The following is a 17,071-nucleotide window of genomic DNA, read 5'->3' on the forward strand; positions in this document are numbered from 1 at the left end:
CATCATGTCACTCGATTAACCGGTATTACGCATACCCGCTGCAACACCCGCGATCGTCACCATCAGCGCTTGTTCTACACGCGCATCTGGCTCATCACCGCGCTCTTCCTGCGCACGTGAACGATGCAGCAGTTCAGCCTGCAACACGTTCAGTGGATCGGTATAAACGTTACGCAGCGCGATGGACTCAGCAATCCACGGTTGGTCAGCCATCAGATGGGCATCGTTAGCGATGGTCAACACCGCTTTGATATCCGCATCCAGCTGATCGCGCAGCTGCTTGCCGAGCGACCACAGTGATTTATCCACCAGACGCTGATCGTAGTACTCCGCCAGCCACAAATCGGCTTTCGAGAACACCATCTCCAGCATGCCAAGACGTGTGGCGAAGAATGGCCACTCGCGGCACATGTTCTCCAGCTCATCCTGATGACCTTCATCCATCGCTTTCTGCAACGCGGCACCCGCGCCCAGCCAGGCTGGCAGCATCAGGCGGTTCTGCGTCCAGGCGAAGATCCACGGAATGGCACGCAGCGATTCCACACCGCCGGTTGGGCGACGTTTAGCCGGACGTGAACCCAGCGGCAATTTGCCCAGCTCCTGCTCTGGCGTGGCTGAGCGGAAATAGGGCACGAAGTCCGGATTCTCACGCACATAGCCGCGATACATCGCGCAGGAGTGCGCCGACAGACCATTCATGATCTCCTGCCATTCGCGCTTGGGTTCCGGCGGTGGCAGCAGGTTGGCTTCCAGAATCGCACCGGTGTACAGCGACAGGCTGGCGATGGTGACTTCGGGCAAACCGTATTTGAAGCGAATCATCTCGCCCTGTTCGGTCACGCGCAGGCCACCTTTCAGGCTGCCCGGCGGTTGTGACAACAGCGCCGCATGGGCTGGCGCGCCGCCACGACCGATTGAGCCGCCGCGTCCGTGGAACAGCGTCAGCGTGATGCCCGCGCTTTCACAGGTTTTGATCAGTGCGTCCTGCGCCTGATATTGCGCCCAGCTGGCGGCCATCACGCCGGCATCTTTCGCCGAGTCGGAATAGCCAATCATCACCATCTGTTTGCCATTGATAAAGCCGCGATACCAGTCGATGTTCAGCAACTGCGTCATCACGTCGTTGGCGTTGTTCAGGTCATCAAGGGTTTCGAACAGCGGCGCAACCGGCATGGCGTAAGGAATGCCGGCTTCTTTCAGCAGCAGATGCACGGCCAGCACGTCCGACGGCGTTTTCGCCATGGAGATCACGTAGGAAGCAATTGAACCCTGTGGCGCTTCGGCCACCACTTTGCAGGTATCCAGCACTTCGCGCGTCTCATCGCCCGGTTCCCACTGATGCGGCAACAGCGGACGCTTGGAATTCAGTTCGCGAATCAGGAAGGCTTGTTTATCCGCTTCTGACCAGCTTTCGTAATCACCGAGGCCGAGATAGCGCGTTACTTCGGCAATCGCCTGGGTATGGCGGGTGCTCTCCTGACGGATATCAATGCGCACCAGCGGCACGCCGAAACACTTCACGCGGCGCAGCGTGTCCAGCAGCTGACCATTGGCGATGATGCCCATGCCGCACTGCTGCAGAGATTGATAGATAGCGAACAGCGGATCCCACAGCTGATCGTTAGAGACCAGCAAATCGGCCGGACGCGGCAGGCGCTCGCCTTTAAGACGACGGCCAAGATAAGCCTGCGTGGTCATCAGCTGGCCGCGAAGGCGCTTCAGCACCATGCGGTACGGCTCCAGCGCTTCCGCATCGCCGCACAGCTCGCGCACTTCGTCGCTGCATTCGGACATCGACAGCTCGGAAATCAGCACGCCGATATCGCGCAGGAACAGGTCCGCGGCCTTCCAGCGGCTCAGCTGCATCGCGTGGCGGGTAATCGGTGCGGTGACGTTCGGGTTGCCGTCACGGTCGCCGCCCATCCACGAGGTAAATTTAATCGGTACGAAATCGACCGGCAGCTTAATACCAAAGGTCTCTTCCACTTGCTCATTTAGCTCACGCAGGAAGGCTGGCACGCCTTGCCACAGGCTGTTTTCCACCACGGCAAAGCCCCATTTGGCTTCATCGATCGGCGTTGGACGGTATTTGCGGATTTCGTCGGTGTGCCACGCTTGTGCCACCAGCTGGCGCAGACGGCGCATCACCTGGGTGCGTTCGTAGTCAGAGATATCGCTATGATCGAGTTGCTGCAAACAGCTGTTCACTTCGCCCAGCATATGGATCAGCGTGCGGCGGGTAATTTCGGTGGGGTGTGCAGTCAGCACCAGCTCCAGCGACAGCTCTTCAATCGACTGGCGGATCGCCGCTTCGCTGATATCGCCTTGCTGTTTCAGACGTTCGAAAGTCTTTTTCAGCAGTTCAGGATGGTTCGCGCCATCGCCGCTACGCGAAATGGTTTGATACTGTTCAGCGACGTTGGTGAGATTAAGAAACTGGCTAAACGCACGCGCCACCGGCAGCAGCTCGTCGTTCGACAGATTTTGCAGCGTGGTCAGCAGTTCCTGACGATGAGTGTCATTTCCCGCACGGGATGACTTAGAGAGTTTACGGATGGTCTCCACCTGGTCGAGGATGTTCTCTCCTAGTGCATCCTTAATCGTATCCCCGAGCAGTTTGCCGAGCATACTGACATTACTTCGCATTGCGGAATATTGTTCGTTCATTGGACCCTGACACCCTTATCGTCTTTTTTAATACTCTTACGCCCAACGGGCATAACATCGTCTTTTATCTAGCCACGTATCTTCCTGCGCGTCAATTGCCTTAAATCTACGTAAATGTGCTGCTAAATGGCGGAAATTCAAAGAATTTGCTTGCAGCGAAGCAAGATAAGTTATTCTTATTATCAAATCCCGAACAATGACGGGGCAATTTGCTGATTTAACAGTGAAATGCCCCATTTGTTGTTCATCAATGACAAAAATGCTGTACGACTTGGGTGATAAGCGCATGAGTCGGCTTGATAAATGCGGTATCAATAAACTCATCAGGTTGATGGGCTTGATTGATAGATCCCGGGCCTAATACCAGCGTTGGGCACAACTGCTGGATAAAAGGCGCTTCAGTGCAATAGTTCACCACTTCGGTTGGCACGCCCAGCAGCTTCTCCACCACTTGCACCAGCTCATGATCGGCCGGACATTCGTAGCCTGGAATCGGCGGATGCAGCTCGCCCACGGTAAGACGTCCCGGCCAGCGCGCACTTACCGGCGCCAGCGCGTCATTTAGCAGACCATCCAAATCGCTCAGGGTTAAGCCCGGCAGCGGACGAATATCCATGTGCAATTCACAGCAGGCGCAGATGCGGTTGGCGGCGTCGCCACCGTGAATATGACCAAAGTTCATGGTTGGATAAGGAATGGCAAAACCATCGTGGTTGTAACGCTCTTTCAGCGTGTTACGCAGCTGCATCAGCTGGGTAATGGATTCATGCATCAGTTCAATGGCGTTAACGCCGCGTGACGGATCGCTGGAGTGGCCTGATTGCCCCTGAATACGAATCACATTCGACAGATGACCTTTATGCGCGCGCACCGGCTTAAGTGAGGTGGGCTCGCCGATGATGGCGCAATCCGGACGCAATTGGGTGGATTCAGAGAAATACTTCGCGCCCGCCATGGTGGTCTCTTCGTCGGCGGTGGCGAGGACGTAGAGCGGCTTGCTGAGTTTGGTCACGTCAACGTCACGCAGCGCATCCAGAATAAAGGCGAAGAAGCCTTTCATGTCGGCGGTGCCGAGGCCGTACAGCTTGTTGTCGTGTTCGGTCAGCGTGAAAGGATCGCGCGTCCAGCGGCCGTCATCGTAAGGCACGGTGTCGGTATGACCCGCCAATAACAAGCCGCCTGCGCCCAATCCGCTGCGCGCCAGCATGTTGAATTTATGCCGCGTGCCAGGCACCGGCTGCACTTCAACACTGAAGCCAATATCGCGGAACCAGCCGGCCAGCAAATTGATTAAAGTTTCATTACTCTGATCCAGTGCGCTGTCGGTTGCGCTGATTGATGGCGTGGCAATCAACTGGCGGTAGAGTTCGATAAAAGGTGGTAATTTTGTCTTCACTGTTGACGGTCCTTGGGTTAGGATGTATCAATATTCATGCATTAATAGTGAATAAAAATACAATAACGTCGCTTGCATGTGAAGCATCAAATCTTCCGCAAACGGCATTCTGGGCAACGGGGCAAGGCCGCGACCCGATACGTGTGACTGTAATAAGGTATACAGCCTGATGTTGAATACGCTGATCGTTGGTGCCAGTGGTTACGCTGGCGTAGAGCTTGCCACCTACCTGAATCGCCATCCGCATATGAACATAACCGCTTTGGCGGTTTCAGCGCAAAGCCCGGATGCTGGAAAGTTATTGTCGGATTTGCATCCACAGCTCAAAGGCATTGTCGATTTGCCGCTGCAGCCGCTGAGCGATGCCGCTGAATGGGCCGACAAAGTGGACGTGGTGTTCCTCGCCACGGCTCACGAAGTCAGCCACGATCTGGCACCTGAATTCCTCAAAGCCGGTTGCGTGGTGTTCGATCTCTCCGGCGCGTTCCGCGTAAACGACGATGCGTTCTATACCCAATATTACGGCTTCAGCCATCAGCATCAGGATTGGCTGGACAAGGCGGTTTACGGCCTGGCCGAATGGCAGCACGACAAAATCAAAGACGCAGAGCTGGTTGCGGTGCCGGGTTGCTACCCAACCGCAGCCCAGCTTTCGCTGAAACCGCTGATCGCAGCGGGTCTGCTTAACGATGCACAGTGGCCGGTGATTAACGCCACCAGCGGCGTGAGCGGCGCAGGGCGCAAAGCCAACGTTGGCACCAGCTTCTGTGAAGTGAGCTTGCAGCCGTACGGTTTGTTTAATCATCGTCATCACCCGGAAATTGTGGCGCATCTCGGTACGCCGGTGATCTTCACGCCACATCTGGGCAGCTTCCCACGCGGGATTTTATCGACCACCACTTGCCGCCTGAAAGCGGGCGTGACGCAGCAGGATGTGGCGGATGCCTTCCATAGCGCCTACCACGATAAACCGCTGGTGCGCGTCTATGACAAAGGCGTCCCAGCGCTGAAAGCGGTGGTCGGTTTGCCGTTCTGCGACATCGGCTTCGCCATGCAAGGCGAGCACCTGATTGTGGTGGCTGCCGAAGATAACCTGCTGAAAGGCGCCTCATCGCAGGCGGTTCAGTGTTTAAACATTCGTTTCGGCTTCCCCGAAACGCTGTCTCTGATTTAACGAACGGATAACGCAATGAATCCATTGATCATTAAACTGGGTGGCGTGCTGCTGGATAGCGAAGAAGCGCTGGCTCGTCTGTTTGATGCCCTGCTGGCGTACCGCAATGAACATCAGCGTCCGCTGATCATTGTGCACGGCGGCGGTTGCGTGGTGGACGAGCTGATGAAGAAGCTCGCGCTGCCGGTGAAAAAGAAGAACGGTTTGCGCGTGACGCCAGCCGATCAGATTGACATTATTACCGGTGCGTTAGCCGGTACCGCCAATAAAACGCTGCTGGCGTGGGCGAAGAAATATGGCATCGGCGCGGTGGGTTTGTGCCTCGGCGATGCCAGTCTGGTCAACGTGGCGCAGTTCGATGAAGAGCTGGGACACGTTGGCAACGCGACGCCGGGCAATCCGGCGCTGGTGAACACGCTGCTGGCGGCGGGCTACATGCCGGTGATCAGCTCGATTGGCATCACCGACGGCGGCGAGTTGATGAACGTCAACGCCGACCAGGCCGCCACCGCACTGGCTGCGACCATCGGTGCCGATTTGGTGCTGTTGTCTGATGTCAGCGGTATTCTCGACGGCAAAGGTCAGCGCATCGAAGAGATGACCGCCGCGAAAGCGGAGCAGCTGATTGCGCAGGGCATCATCACCGATGGCATGATCGTGAAAGTGAACGCGGCGCTTGATGCCGCCCGCACGCTCGGTCGCCCGGTCGATATCGCCAGCTGGCGTCATGCTGAACAACTGCCAACCCTTTTCAACGGCGTGTCGATTGGCACCCGGATTCTCGCATAATCAAGGATTAAGACATGAGCACGCAAAACATCAAAAAAATCGTTCTGGCCTACTCCGGCGGTCTGGATACTTCAGCCATCATTCCATGGTTGAAAGAGAACTATGGCGGCTGTGAAGTGGTGGCGTTCGTGGCGAACATTGGCCAGGATCCAGCCGATCTGGAAGGCGTTGAGAAGAAAGCGCTGCAGTCAGGTGCGTCTGAGTGCCACGTGGTTGACCTGCGTGAAGCGTTCATCAGCGAATACGTGTATCCGGTTCTGCAGACTGGCGCCCTGTACGAAGGCACTTATCTGCTGGGTACGTCTATGGCGCGTCCGATTATCGCTAAAGCCCAGGTTGAGCTGGCGCTGAAAGTGGGCGCAGATGCGCTGTGCCACGGCGCAACCGGTAAAGGTAACGATCAGGTGCGTTTCGAAACCACCTACACCGCGCTGGCTCCACAACTGAAAGTGGTTGCGCCATGGCGTGAGTGGGACCTGCGTTCACGTGAAGCGCTGCTGGATTACCTGAAAGAGCGCAATATCCCGACCACCGCGTCGCTGGAAAAAATCTACAGCCGTGACGAGAACGCATGGCACATCTCTACCGAAGGCGGCGTGCTGGAAAGCCCAGCCAATGCACCGAATAAAGATTGCTGGGTGTGGACCGTTGATCCGCTGGAAGCGCCCGATCAGCCAGAAAATGTCACGGTCACCGTGGAGAAAGGTCGCGTGGTGGCGGTGAATGGCGAGACGCTGAGCCCGTTCCAGTGCCTGGAAAAACTCAACGTGCTGGGCGCGAAACACGGCGTCGGCCGTATCGACATCGTGGAAAACCGTCTGGTAGGCATCAAGTCCCGCGGCTGCTACGAAACTCCAGGCGGCACCATCATGGTTAACGCGCTGCGTGCGGTTGAACAGCTGGTGCTGGATCGCGATAGCTTCAAATGGCGTGAGCAGCTGGGCCATGAAATGTCTTACGTGGTTTACGATGGTCGCTGGTTCGCGCCGCTGCGTAAATCTATCCAGGCCGCAGCTGAATCATTGGCAGAAGAGGTGAATGGCGAAGTGGTACTGCAGCTGTATAAAGGCCAGGCCACGGCGATTCAGAAAACCTCTGCTAACAGCCTGTACTCAGAAGAGTTCGCCACCTTTGGCGAAGACGAAGTTTACGATCACCGTCACGCGGGCGGCTTTATCCGCTTGTTCTCACTCTCTTCACGCATTCGTGCGCTGAACGAGCAGAAGAAGTAATACCGCGGCAATCGACCTATTTTGCAAGGGCGGCTTCGGGCCGCCTTTTCTATAACAGATTCAGGAGTAATGCAGATGGCACTTTGGGGCGGACGTTTTTCGCAGGCAGCAGACCAACGGTTCAAACAGTTCAACGACTCGCTGCGTTTTGACTATCGCCTGGCCGAGCAGGACATTACCGGCTCGATTGCCTGGTCAAAAGCACTGGTGACGGTCAACGTGCTGACCAATGAAGAGCAGCAACAGCTGGAAAGCGCGTTGAATGAACTGCTGGCCGAGGTACGCGCCAATCCTGAGCAGATTCTGCAAAGCGATGCGGAAGATATTCACAGCTGGGTGGAAGGCAAGCTGATTGACAAAGTCGGCGCGCTGGGCAAGAAATTGCACACCGGCCGTAGCCGTAACGATCAGGTCGCGACCGATCTGAAACTGTGGTGCAAAGAGCAGGTTGCCGTGCTGCTGGAGGCGACGCGTGAGCTGCAATCGGCGCTGGTCGCCACGGCACAAGCCAATCAGGACGCGGTGATGCCGGGTTACACGCACCTGCAGTGTGCGCAACCGGTGACGTTCGCGCATTGGTGCCTGGCGTACGTTGAGATGCTGGCGCGTGACGAGAGCCGTCTGCAGGATGCACTGAAGCGTATGGATGTCAGTCCGCTGGGTTGCGGCGCGCTGGCGGGTACCGCCTACGAGATTGATCGTCAGCAGCTGGCCGGCTGGTTAGGTTTTGCCTCTGCCACGCGTAACAGCCTCGATACCGTTTCCGATCGCGATCACGTGCTCGAGCTGCTGTCAGACGCCTCGATTGGCATGGTGCATCTGTCGCGCTTTGCTGAAGACCTGATCTTCTTCAACACCGGTGAAGCGGGCTTCCTTGAGCTGTCGGATAAAGTCACTTCCGGATCGTCGCTGATGCCGCAGAAGAAAAACCCGGATGCGCTGGAGCTGATCCGTGGCAAATGTGGCCGTGTGCAAGGTGCGCTGACCGGCATGATGATGACGCTGAAAGGCCTGCCGCTGGCGTACAACAAAGATATGCAGGAAGACAAAGAAGGGCTGTTCGATGCGCTGGATACCTGGCTCGACTGCCTGCATATGTCGGTGCTGGTGCTGGACGGCATTCAGGTAAAACGTCCGCGCTGCCAGGAAGCCGCTGAGCAGGGCTACGCCAACTCGACCGAGCTGGCCGATTATCTGGTGGCAAAAGGCGTTCCGTTCCGCGAAGCCCACCACATTGTGGGTGAAACCGTGGTGGAAGCGATCAAGCAAGGCGTGGCGCTGGAAGCGCTCACTCTGACGCAGTTGAAGCAGTTCAGCGCGGTGATTGAGGATGACGTGTATCCAATTCTGTCGCTGCAATCCTGCCTGGATAAGCGTAATGCGCAAGGCGGTGTCGCTCCTCAACAGGTCGCCTTCGCCATCAGCGAAGCGCAGAAGCGCTTGGGTTAAAAGCTATGCGCATTAGATTGCGCCGCTGCGGTATATGCAGGAATGCGTAGCGGCGCGATTTATCGCGCTCTGTTGATATCCAGCAAGCGAGTGACAAGCAAAAAAAAGCGGGCACCTCTTCGGTAGCCCGCCAACCTCTAGCTTCGGAATTACATTTTGTTATAGGCACATCATCAAGGGCAGGCCACTCCCGGCCAGCACAGTGATTGGTTTTAAGCAGTTTGCAGGTTCTGCTCCAGATCATTTGATGCGCGCATTATTCCCGCTCACGCCTTGATAGGGCCAATCGTTCATTGCTATTCTATCTATCGCCACGGGCTATCGTGGTTTGGAGGATTTCAATGAATATTCGTGATCTCGAATACCTGGTTTCACTTGCGGAGCATCGCCATTTCCGGCGTGCAGCTGACGCATGTCATGTCAGCCAACCTACCTTAAGTGGACAGATTCGTAAGCTGGAAGATGAACTTGGCGTGATGCTGCTGGAGCGAACCAGCCGTAAGGTGTTGTTTACTCAGGCAGGACTGTTGCTGGTGGATCAAGCGCGAACCGTGCTGCGCGAAGTGAAAGTGCTGAAGGAGATGGCGAGCCAGCAAGGCGAAGCGATGTCTGGACCGCTGCACATTGGTTTGATTCCAACCACCGGGCCGTATCTGCTGCCGCACATCATTCCGATGCTGCACAAAACCTTCCCCAAACTCGAAATGTACCTGCATGAAGCGCAGACGCAGCAACTGCTGGCACAGCTCGACAGCGGCAAGCTGGATTGCGCCATCGTGGCGTTGGTGAAAGAGAGTGAAGCCTTTATTGAGGTGCCGCTGTTTGATGAGCCAATGACGCTAGCGGTGTATGCCGATCATCCGTGGCGCGATCGCGATCGCGTGCCGATGTCGGATCTGGCCGGTGAGAAATTACTGATGCTGGAAGATGGGCACTGCCTGCGCGATCAGGCGATGGGCTTCTGCTTCGAAGCCGGTGCCGATGAAGATACGCATTTCCGCGCCACCAGTCTGGAAACGCTGCGCAACATGGTTGCCGCCGGTAGCGGCATTACCTTGTTACCTGCGCTGTCCGTGCCGAATGAACGCGAACGTGATGGCGTCTGCTATTTACCGTGCTACAAGCCGGTGCCGCAGCGCACCATCGCGTTGGTCTATCGTCCAGGATCGCCTCTGCGCAGCCGCTATGAGCAGTTGGCAGAAGCAATCAAAACCCACATGAAGGGTTATCTGGATACCTCGTTAAAACAGGCGGTTTAAGCCGTTTAACGCTGCCACGCGATAGGCTTCGGCCATGGTGGGATAGTTGAAGGTGGTATTCACGAAGTACTCAATCGTGTTGCCGCCGTTCTTCTGTTCCATGATGGCCTGGCCGATGTGAATGATCTCCGCAGCACGCTCGCCAAAGCAGTGAATCCCTAAAATCTCTTTGGTTTCGCGGTGGAACAGAATCTTCAGGCTGCCGACGTGCATGCCAACAATCTGCGCACGCGCCAGATGTTTAAACTGCGCACGACCCACTTCATACGGCACTTTCATCGCCGTCAGCTGCTGTTCGGTTTTACCCACTGAGCTGATCTCCGGAATGGTGTAAATCCCGGTTGGAATATCTTCGATCAGGTGCGCGGTAGCTTCACCTTTGATGATCGCCTGCGCGGCAATGCGGCCCTGATCGTAAGCAGCAGAAGCCAGGCTTGGATAACCAATCACGTCGCCAACCGCGTAAATATGCGGCAGCGCAGTTTGATACATGCTGTTCACCTTCAGCAGGCCACGACCATCCGCTTCCAGTCCGACGTTTTCCAGCGCCAGTGAATCGGTGTTACCGGTTCGACCGTTTGCGTACAGCAGGCAATCGGCTTTCACTTTTTTGCCCGATTTAAGGTGAATTATCACCCCGTCATCAACGCCTTCAATCTTCTCGAACTCTTCGTTGTGACGAATCACCACGCCGCTGTTCCAGAAGTGATAGGAGAGGGAATCTGACATCTCTTGATCGAGGAATGCCAGCAGACGGTCGCGGGTGTTGATCAGGTCAACCTTGACGTTCAGGCCGCGGAAAATCGAGGCATATTCACAGCCAATTACGCCGGCGCCATAAATGATGACGTGGCCAGGTTCATGATGCAGGTTGAGGATGGAGTCGGAATCGTAAACGCGCGGATGGGTGAAATCGACATCCGCGGGATGATACGGGCGAGAACCGCAGGCGATCACGAATTTCGCCGCGGTTAATCGCTCGCGGGTGCCGTCGGGTTGTTCCACTTCGATAGTGTTGGCATCAACAAATCGGGCATCGCCCTGATAAAGTTCACAGCGGTTGCGCTCGTAGAAGCCCTGACGCATAGCGGTTTGCTGACTGATCACGTTCTCGGTGTGGTTGAGAATGTCGGCGAATGAGGAGCGCAGGAGGCGAGTGTGATCGCTGTAAAGTGGGTTTTGATTGAACTCGATGATACGGCTAACAGCGTGACGCAGGGCTTTGGAAGGGATGGTTCCCCAGTGTGTACAACCGCCGCCGATGTTGTGGTAGCGTTCGATCACTGCAATACGCGCTCCCTGCTTCACCAGCCCCATCGCCGCACCTTCGCCGCCCGGACCGGAGCCAATCACAATGGCATCGTAATCGTAAGACTTTTGCATACCAGTACGTCCTATTTTTTTATCACATTTTTACAACGAGATTCTAACATCTCGCCGCGCACATCTGAATTCTAACAGCGTAAATTGCTGAAGTTTGACAAAGCGTGAGGTTCACAGGCGTTCACAAAGTTTGCACCGCTGTACGCTGAAAAGTTTGTTATAGTGCCTGCCAAATCACCTAAAAGGCCGGGAAAATGGGCGTCAGAGCGCTACAAAAAGAACGTACACGACGTTCACTGATTGAAGCTGCCTTCAGTCAGTTAAGTGCAGAAAGGAGTTTTGCCAGCCTGAGTTTGCGCGAAGTTGCACGCGAAGCGGGGATTGCGCCGACCTCATTTTATCGTCACTTCCGCGATGTCGATGAGCTGGGGCTGACCATGGTGGACGAAAGCGGCTTGATGCTGCGCCAGTTAATGCGTCAGGCGCGCCAGCGTATTGCCAAGGGTGGCAGCATTATCAAAACCTCGGTGGCAACTTTTATGGAGTTCATCGGGAACAATCCCAATGCTTTTCGGCTCTTACTACGCGAGCGCTCCGGAACCTCGGCGGCCTTTCGTGCCGCAGTCGCGCGTGAGATTCAGCACTTCATCGCCGAACTGGCCGATTATCTTGAATTAGAAAATCGCATGCCGCGCAGCTTCACCGAAGCGCAGGCCGAAGCCATGGTGACGATTGTGTTTAGCGCGGGTGCCGAAGCGCTGGACGTTGATATTGAGCAGCGCCGTAAGCTTGAGGATCGATTAGTGCTGCAGCTGCGCATGATCGCCAAAGGCGCTTATTACTGGTATCGCCGGGAGCAAGAGCGTCTGGCGGTTACCCTGGAAAAACCCGAAGAGTAATGTGATAAGGATAATGAAATGATTGAGCAAAACCCACGCGATAAAGGAACGCTTTTATTGGCTTTTATCACCGGTTTAGCGATCAACGGCTCCTTTTCGGTGCTGTTCAGCACGTTTGTTCCCTTTTCGATATTCCCGCTGATTGCGCTTGGCCTCGCGGCCTGGTGTTTGCATCAGCGTTACCTCAACCGCAATATGCCAGACGGCATGCCTTCACTGGCGGCGGCGTTCTTCCTGCTGGGTATTTTGGTTTATAGCGCGCTGGTGCGGGCTGAATATCCGGATATCGGCTCTAACTTTATCCCGACCATTCTGATGGTGGCGCTGGTGTTCTGGATTGGTATGCGTTTTCGCCGCGCGAAGAGCAAGCAGTGAAAAAACGGGAACCTTGGGGTTCCCGTTTTTGTTTAGGCCTTGCGCGTCAGCAGCACGCCGCATTCCATATGATGGGTATACGGGAACTGATCGAACAGCGCCAGACGCGTGACGTCATGCGTTTCTCCCAGTACCGCGAGGTTGTCGCACAGCGTTTGCGGGTTGCAAGAGATATAAAGGATGCGCGGATAGGCCTGCACCATCTTCACGGTTTCCTCATCCAGCCCGCTACGTGGCGGATCAACAAAAATGGTTTCGCATTGATAGCTCTTCAGGTCGATGCCTTCTAAACGATTGAAGCTGCGAACGCCCGTCATCGCCTGGGTAAACTCTTCAGCGGCCATACGAATAATCTGCACGTTATCAATATGGTTGGCAGCAATGTTGTATTGCGCGGACGCGACCGACGGCTTGGCAATTTCCGTGGCCAACACGCTGCGGAAGTTACGCGCCAGCGCCAGCGAGAAGTTGCCGTTACCGCAATAGAGTTCCAGCAGATCGCCTTGCGAATCCTGCGTGACGTCCAGCGCCCACTCCAGCATCTGAATATTCATCGCCGCGTTTGGCTGGGTGAAGCTGTTTTCCACCTGACGATAAATCATCTCTTTCCCCGCGACCGGCAGGCGCTCATCCACGTAATCGCGATCGAGGCAGATTTTGGTTTTGGTGGCGCGGCCAATCAGCTGCACGTCAAAGCCTTCAGCACGCAGGCTGTCGCGCAGGGCGCTGGCGGCGGCGGTCCACTCCTCTTCCAGCTTGCGGTGATAGAGCAGCGAGATAACAATCTGGTTGCTCATCGTCGACAGGTAATCGATCTGGAACAGTTTGAAACGCAGCGCGCGGTTGTCACGGATCGCCGCGATCAGTTTTGGCATCAGCTGGTTGATCAATTCACTGGCCGCCGGGAATTGATCGACGCGGATACGTTGCTTGGTCTGTTGATCAAAGATGATGTGGTAGAGATCGTCTCCGTCGTGCCAGATGCGGAATTCGGCACGCATCCGATAGTGGCTGACCGGCGAACGGAACACCTCCACGTCGGGCGCGGCAAAGGGCATCATCATCGCCTGTAAGCGGCTGACTTTTTCCGCCAGTTGCGCGTCGTATTGTTCAATCGGGAGCTGTTCGGGTGTCATCTTTAATCCTGGTAATAAGCTGGCTTGCCGGGCGATTGTAGGCATTCAACTGCTGATGTCCAGCCCTGCGGAAAACAAGATGGCTGGAAGTCTGGATTTCCGGCCTTCCTGGCCGTAGACTGCGCCTGCCGGCCTCCTTGAGTTAAAAGGGAATCCAGTGTGAATCTGGAGCTGACGCGCAGCGGTAAAGAATGTCGTGGTGATGGCAATTACAAACACTGTCCTGCCGGATGGGAAGTTTTTTCACCATTTATGATTCTCAGCCCGAAGACCTGCCGGTGTGACGTCGCAATACATACGACCATCGCGAGCTATTGGTTGTAGTCGTGCGGCATCCTGCTTCGTCTTTTGGATGCTATAACAATGAAAAAAACACATGCTTCGCTGTTTGCCTTCAGTGCAACGGCGTTGTCTCTCTGGGCGCAATTTGGCTACGCGCAGCAGAATGATGATACGCAAATCGTTACCGCTAACCGCTTCGCGCAGCCGGTCTCGTCGGTGCTGGCTTCGACTTCTGTCGTCACCCGTGACGAGATCGATCAGTGGCAATCCAAGAACCTACTGGAAGTGTTACGCCGCTTGCCGGGCGTGGATATCGCGCAAAGCGGCGGCATTGGGCAAAGCGCTTCTATGTATGTACGTGGTTCGGAAGCGCGCCATACGCTAATTCTGGTTGACGGTGTGCCGTTCTCTAAGCCTGGCATTACCGGCGTTGCTGACTTCAACCAAATCCCTGTTTCCATCATCCAGCGCGTTGAGTTCATTCGCGGCCCGCGCTCTGCCGTTTACGGCGCAGATGCGATTGGCGGCGTGGTGAATGTCATTACGCAAAACCCGAATAATCAAAACTCGCTGACGGCTGGCTTTGGTTCGAAGGGCTATCAGGAATACAGCGGCGGCATCAATCAAAATGTCACGGACCAGACGCGCGTAACGGTGGCGGGCTCTTATCAGGCCACCAACGGCTACAACGTTCAGCCGGGCTCAACGTCTCCGACCGATCGCGATCGTGATGGCTGGCGCAATAAGGCGTTCTGGGCTGGCGTTGACCACAAGTTTAACGAGGCGTTTTCTGGCTTCTTCCGGGGTTACGGTTACGCCGCGAACTCAGATTACGACGCGGGTTATGTCGGTGGTCAGGATGAGCAACAGATCTATAATCACTCGTTTGATACCGGTCTGCGCTTTAATAAAGAGGAATACTCCTCGCAGCTGACCGCCAGTTATCAAAAGTACAAAATTTATAACTACGTTGGGTCTGACGGCCGCTATGCGGATTCCAATAGCCTGGATGACATGGAGCAGCGCAACCTGCAATGGGGCAACACCTTTGCGGTGGGGCATGGCATGGTCAGCGCCGGTCTGGATTGGCAGCAGCAGAAACTGAGTTCGATTGGACAACTCTATTCTGGCGCACCGCGTGATAAAGATGGTTACAAGCAAGACAACACCGGTGCTTACCTGACGGCTCAGCAGCAGTTTGGCAATGTTACGCTTGAAGGTTCGGCGCGTGGCGATGATAACCAGGACTTTGGCCGTCATGGCACCTGGCAAACGGCTGCGGGTTGGGAGTTTGTGCCGGGTTACAAGGCATCACTCTCTTACGGCACGGGTTTCCAGGCGCCGACGTTAGGCCAGCTATATGGTCTGAAGCGCTTTGGTATTAGCTCTAATCCCGATCTGAATCCTGAGAAATCAAAACAGTGGGAAGCCGCGCTGGAAGGTTTAACCGGTCCGGTTAATTGGCGTGTTGCGGCGTATCACAATAAAGTCAGCAATCTCATTACCTATGCTTCTGATCCTGTGACTTTTGAGGGCGGCTATTACAATGAAAAAGCCGTTACGCTAAAAGGTATTGAAGCCACCGCTGATTTTGATACCCGCTTCCTTCATCACCAGATCACCTTGGGTTATCTGGATGCGCGTCGTGATTCAGATGGTGAAACGCTGGCGCGTCGTGCGCGTGAGCAGGCCAAATATCAGCTGGGTATGACGGTGTATGACTTTGATATTGATGTCATCTACCAGTACTTCGGTAAGCGCTACGATAACAATACCAGCGAATATGCCAGCGAGCAGCGTCGTTTATCGAGTTACAGCACGGTAGATCTCGCGGTCTCGTATCCGGTCACATCACAGCTCACCGTTCGTGGTAGAATTGCCAACCTGTTCGATAAAGATTATGAGACAGCGTATGGCTATCCAACTCCAGGAACGGAGTACTACCTCAGCGCCAGCTACAGCTTCTGATCTGCGTCCCACCGTGCTGGTGTTTGACTCCGGCGTGGGTGGGCTCTCCGTTTATGATGAGGTCCGGCATTTACTGCCGGATCTTCACTATCTCTACGCCTTTGATAATGAAGGGTTCCCGTACGGCGAAAAATCCGAAGACTTTATTGTCGAGCGCGTGGTGGCGGTGGTGACGGCTATCACTCAGCGTTTCCCGCTTGCGTTGGTGATCATTGCTTGTAACTCGGCCAGCACCATCTCTTTGCCGGCTCTGCGTGAACGTTTCGAATTCCCGGTTGTGGGTGTGGTGCCTGCGATAAAACCTGCTGCGCGTCTGACGCGTAACGGCGTAGTGGGATTGCTGGCCACGCGCGGCACGGTGAAACGTCCTTATACCCATGAGTTAGTGGCGCAATTTGCCCGTGACTGCAAAATCGAAATGCTCGGCTCTGCTGAGCTGGTGGAGCTGGCGGAAGCCAAGCTGCATGGCGAAGATGTTGAGCTCGCTGATGTACGCCGTGCTGTGCAACCCTGGCTACGGATGAAAGAGCCACCTGATACCGTGGTTCTCGGATGTACGCATTTCCCTTTACTACGTGATGAGCTGCAATTGGTGCTACCGGAAGGGACAAGGCTGGTGGATTCGGGCGCGGCGATTGCGCGTCGTACCGTTTGGTTATTAGAGCATGAAGCACCGCAGGCGGTTTCATCCGGTCAGAATTTAGCGTTCTGTACGCGTATAGATGATGAAGTGACGAAATTGTCACCGATTTTGCAGCGTTATGGCTTCCCGTTGCTGGAAAAATTAGCAGTTTAGTGGCGTTTCGACGAAAAAATCAGCACTCGGAAATTAATTTGAAATTAGCGCTTGTCAGCTCCGAAGAAATCCCTATACTGCGCCTCCACTGACACGGAACAACGGCTTACGAAGCGAAGTATTCAGGAGGTGGTCTTCAAGGCAACCTTCAGAAAAGCAAAAATAAATGCTTGACTGAGAATGCGGAAAGCGTAATATACGCATCCCGCGCCGCTAGAGAAATCGCGGCATGCTCTTTAACAATTTATCAGACAATCTGTGTGGGCACTCGCAGGATTGATATCCGCGTCTCCGGACGCAAAAAAATATCAAAGCCTCACGAGTGA

13 protein-coding genes and 1 riboswitch are annotated in these 17,071 nt (G+C 55.2%); of the genes, 9 read left to right on the forward strand and 4 right to left on the reverse strand.

Translation table 11 applies throughout. The features are described 5' to 3' along the window. Window positions 1-15: 15 nt before the first annotated feature. Complete coding sequence (ppc, locus tag ACVLVH_RS22210; RefSeq protein ID WP_101760638.1) at window positions 16-2,667, reverse strand: phosphoenolpyruvate carboxylase; 2,652 nt, start codon at window positions 2,665-2,667, stop codon at window positions 16-18. 247 nt (window positions 2,668-2,914) lie between these two features. Further along, window positions 2,915-4,063: an acetylornithine deacetylase gene (gene argE / locus ACVLVH_RS22215; protein WP_101760637.1), complete on the reverse strand. Its 1,149-nt coding sequence runs from the start codon at window positions 4,061-4,063 to the stop codon at window positions 2,915-2,917. 169 nt (window positions 4,064-4,232) lie between these two features. Between argE and argC the strand changes: the two genes are divergently transcribed. From argC to oxyR, 5 genes are all read left to right on the forward strand, one after another. Continuing rightward, entirely contained in the window at window positions 4,233-5,237 is a 1,005-nt protein-coding gene (argC, locus tag ACVLVH_RS22220; RefSeq protein WP_192415337.1) for an N-acetyl-gamma-glutamyl-phosphate reductase, read from the forward strand. Window positions 5,238-5,252: 15 nt separating this feature from the next. Next, complete coding sequence (gene argB / locus ACVLVH_RS22225) at window positions 5,253-6,026, forward strand: acetylglutamate kinase (protein ID WP_192415338.1); 774 nt, start codon at window positions 5,253-5,255, stop codon at window positions 6,024-6,026. 14 nt (window positions 6,027-6,040) lie between these two features. After that, window positions 6,041-7,258 (forward strand): argininosuccinate synthase, encoded by a 1,218-nt coding sequence (locus ACVLVH_RS22230; protein WP_101760634.1) that lies wholly within the window; start codon window positions 6,041-6,043, stop codon window positions 7,256-7,258. 75 nt (window positions 7,259-7,333) lie between these two features. After that, entirely contained in the window at window positions 7,334-8,707 is a 1,374-nt protein-coding gene (gene argH / locus ACVLVH_RS22235) for an argininosuccinate lyase (RefSeq protein ID WP_498950038.1), read from the forward strand. Window positions 8,708-9,048: 341 nt separating this feature from the next. Continuing rightward, window positions 9,049-9,966, forward strand: a complete 918-nt coding sequence (gene oxyR, locus ACVLVH_RS22240; RefSeq protein WP_008109652.1) for a DNA-binding transcriptional regulator OxyR — start codon at window positions 9,049-9,051, stop codon at window positions 9,964-9,966. Here oxyR and sthA read toward each other — a convergent pair. Then, window positions 9,949-11,349, reverse strand: a complete 1,401-nt coding sequence (gene sthA, locus ACVLVH_RS22245) for a Si-specific NAD(P)(+) transhydrogenase (RefSeq protein WP_101760632.1) — start codon at window positions 11,347-11,349, stop codon at window positions 9,949-9,951. The genes oxyR and sthA overlap by 18 nt on opposite strands. A gap of 194 nt (window positions 11,350-11,543) precedes the next feature. Here sthA and fabR point away from each other — a divergent pair, with 194 nt between their 5' ends. Continuing rightward, window positions 11,544-12,188, forward strand: a complete 645-nt coding sequence (gene fabR, locus ACVLVH_RS22250; protein ID WP_008109648.1) for an HTH-type transcriptional repressor FabR — start codon at window positions 11,544-11,546, stop codon at window positions 12,186-12,188. Window positions 12,189-12,206: 18 nt separating this feature from the next. Then, window positions 12,207-12,563 (forward strand): YijD family membrane protein, encoded by a 357-nt coding sequence (locus tag ACVLVH_RS22255; RefSeq protein ID WP_061720276.1) that lies wholly within the window; start codon window positions 12,207-12,209, stop codon window positions 12,561-12,563. Window positions 12,564-12,595: 32 nt separating this feature from the next. Here the strand turns inward: ACVLVH_RS22255 and trmA are convergent, their stop codons facing one another. After that, window positions 12,596-13,699, reverse strand: coding sequence for a tRNA (uridine(54)-C5)-methyltransferase TrmA (gene trmA, locus ACVLVH_RS22260; protein WP_192415340.1), 1,104 nt, complete (start codon window positions 13,697-13,699; stop codon window positions 12,596-12,598). Between the two features lie 112 nt (window positions 13,700-13,811). Continuing rightward, window positions 13,812-13,994, forward strand: a riboswitch (cobalamin riboswitch). A 68-nt stretch (window positions 13,995-14,062) separates the two neighbouring features. On the opposite strand from trmA, the gene btuB reads away from it, so the two are divergent. Next, window positions 14,063-15,949 (forward strand): TonB-dependent vitamin B12 receptor BtuB, encoded by a 1,887-nt coding sequence (btuB, locus tag ACVLVH_RS22265; protein WP_192415341.1) that lies wholly within the window; start codon window positions 14,063-14,065, stop codon window positions 15,947-15,949. Next, entirely contained in the window at window positions 15,894-16,745 is an 852-nt protein-coding gene (gene murI / locus ACVLVH_RS22270) for a glutamate racemase (RefSeq protein ID WP_192237049.1), read from the forward strand. Before btuB ends, murI begins: the two co-directional genes overlap by 56 nt. Window positions 16,746-17,071 lie beyond the last annotated feature (326 nt).

This window comes from Kluyvera sp. 1366 (assembly GCF_054823405.1).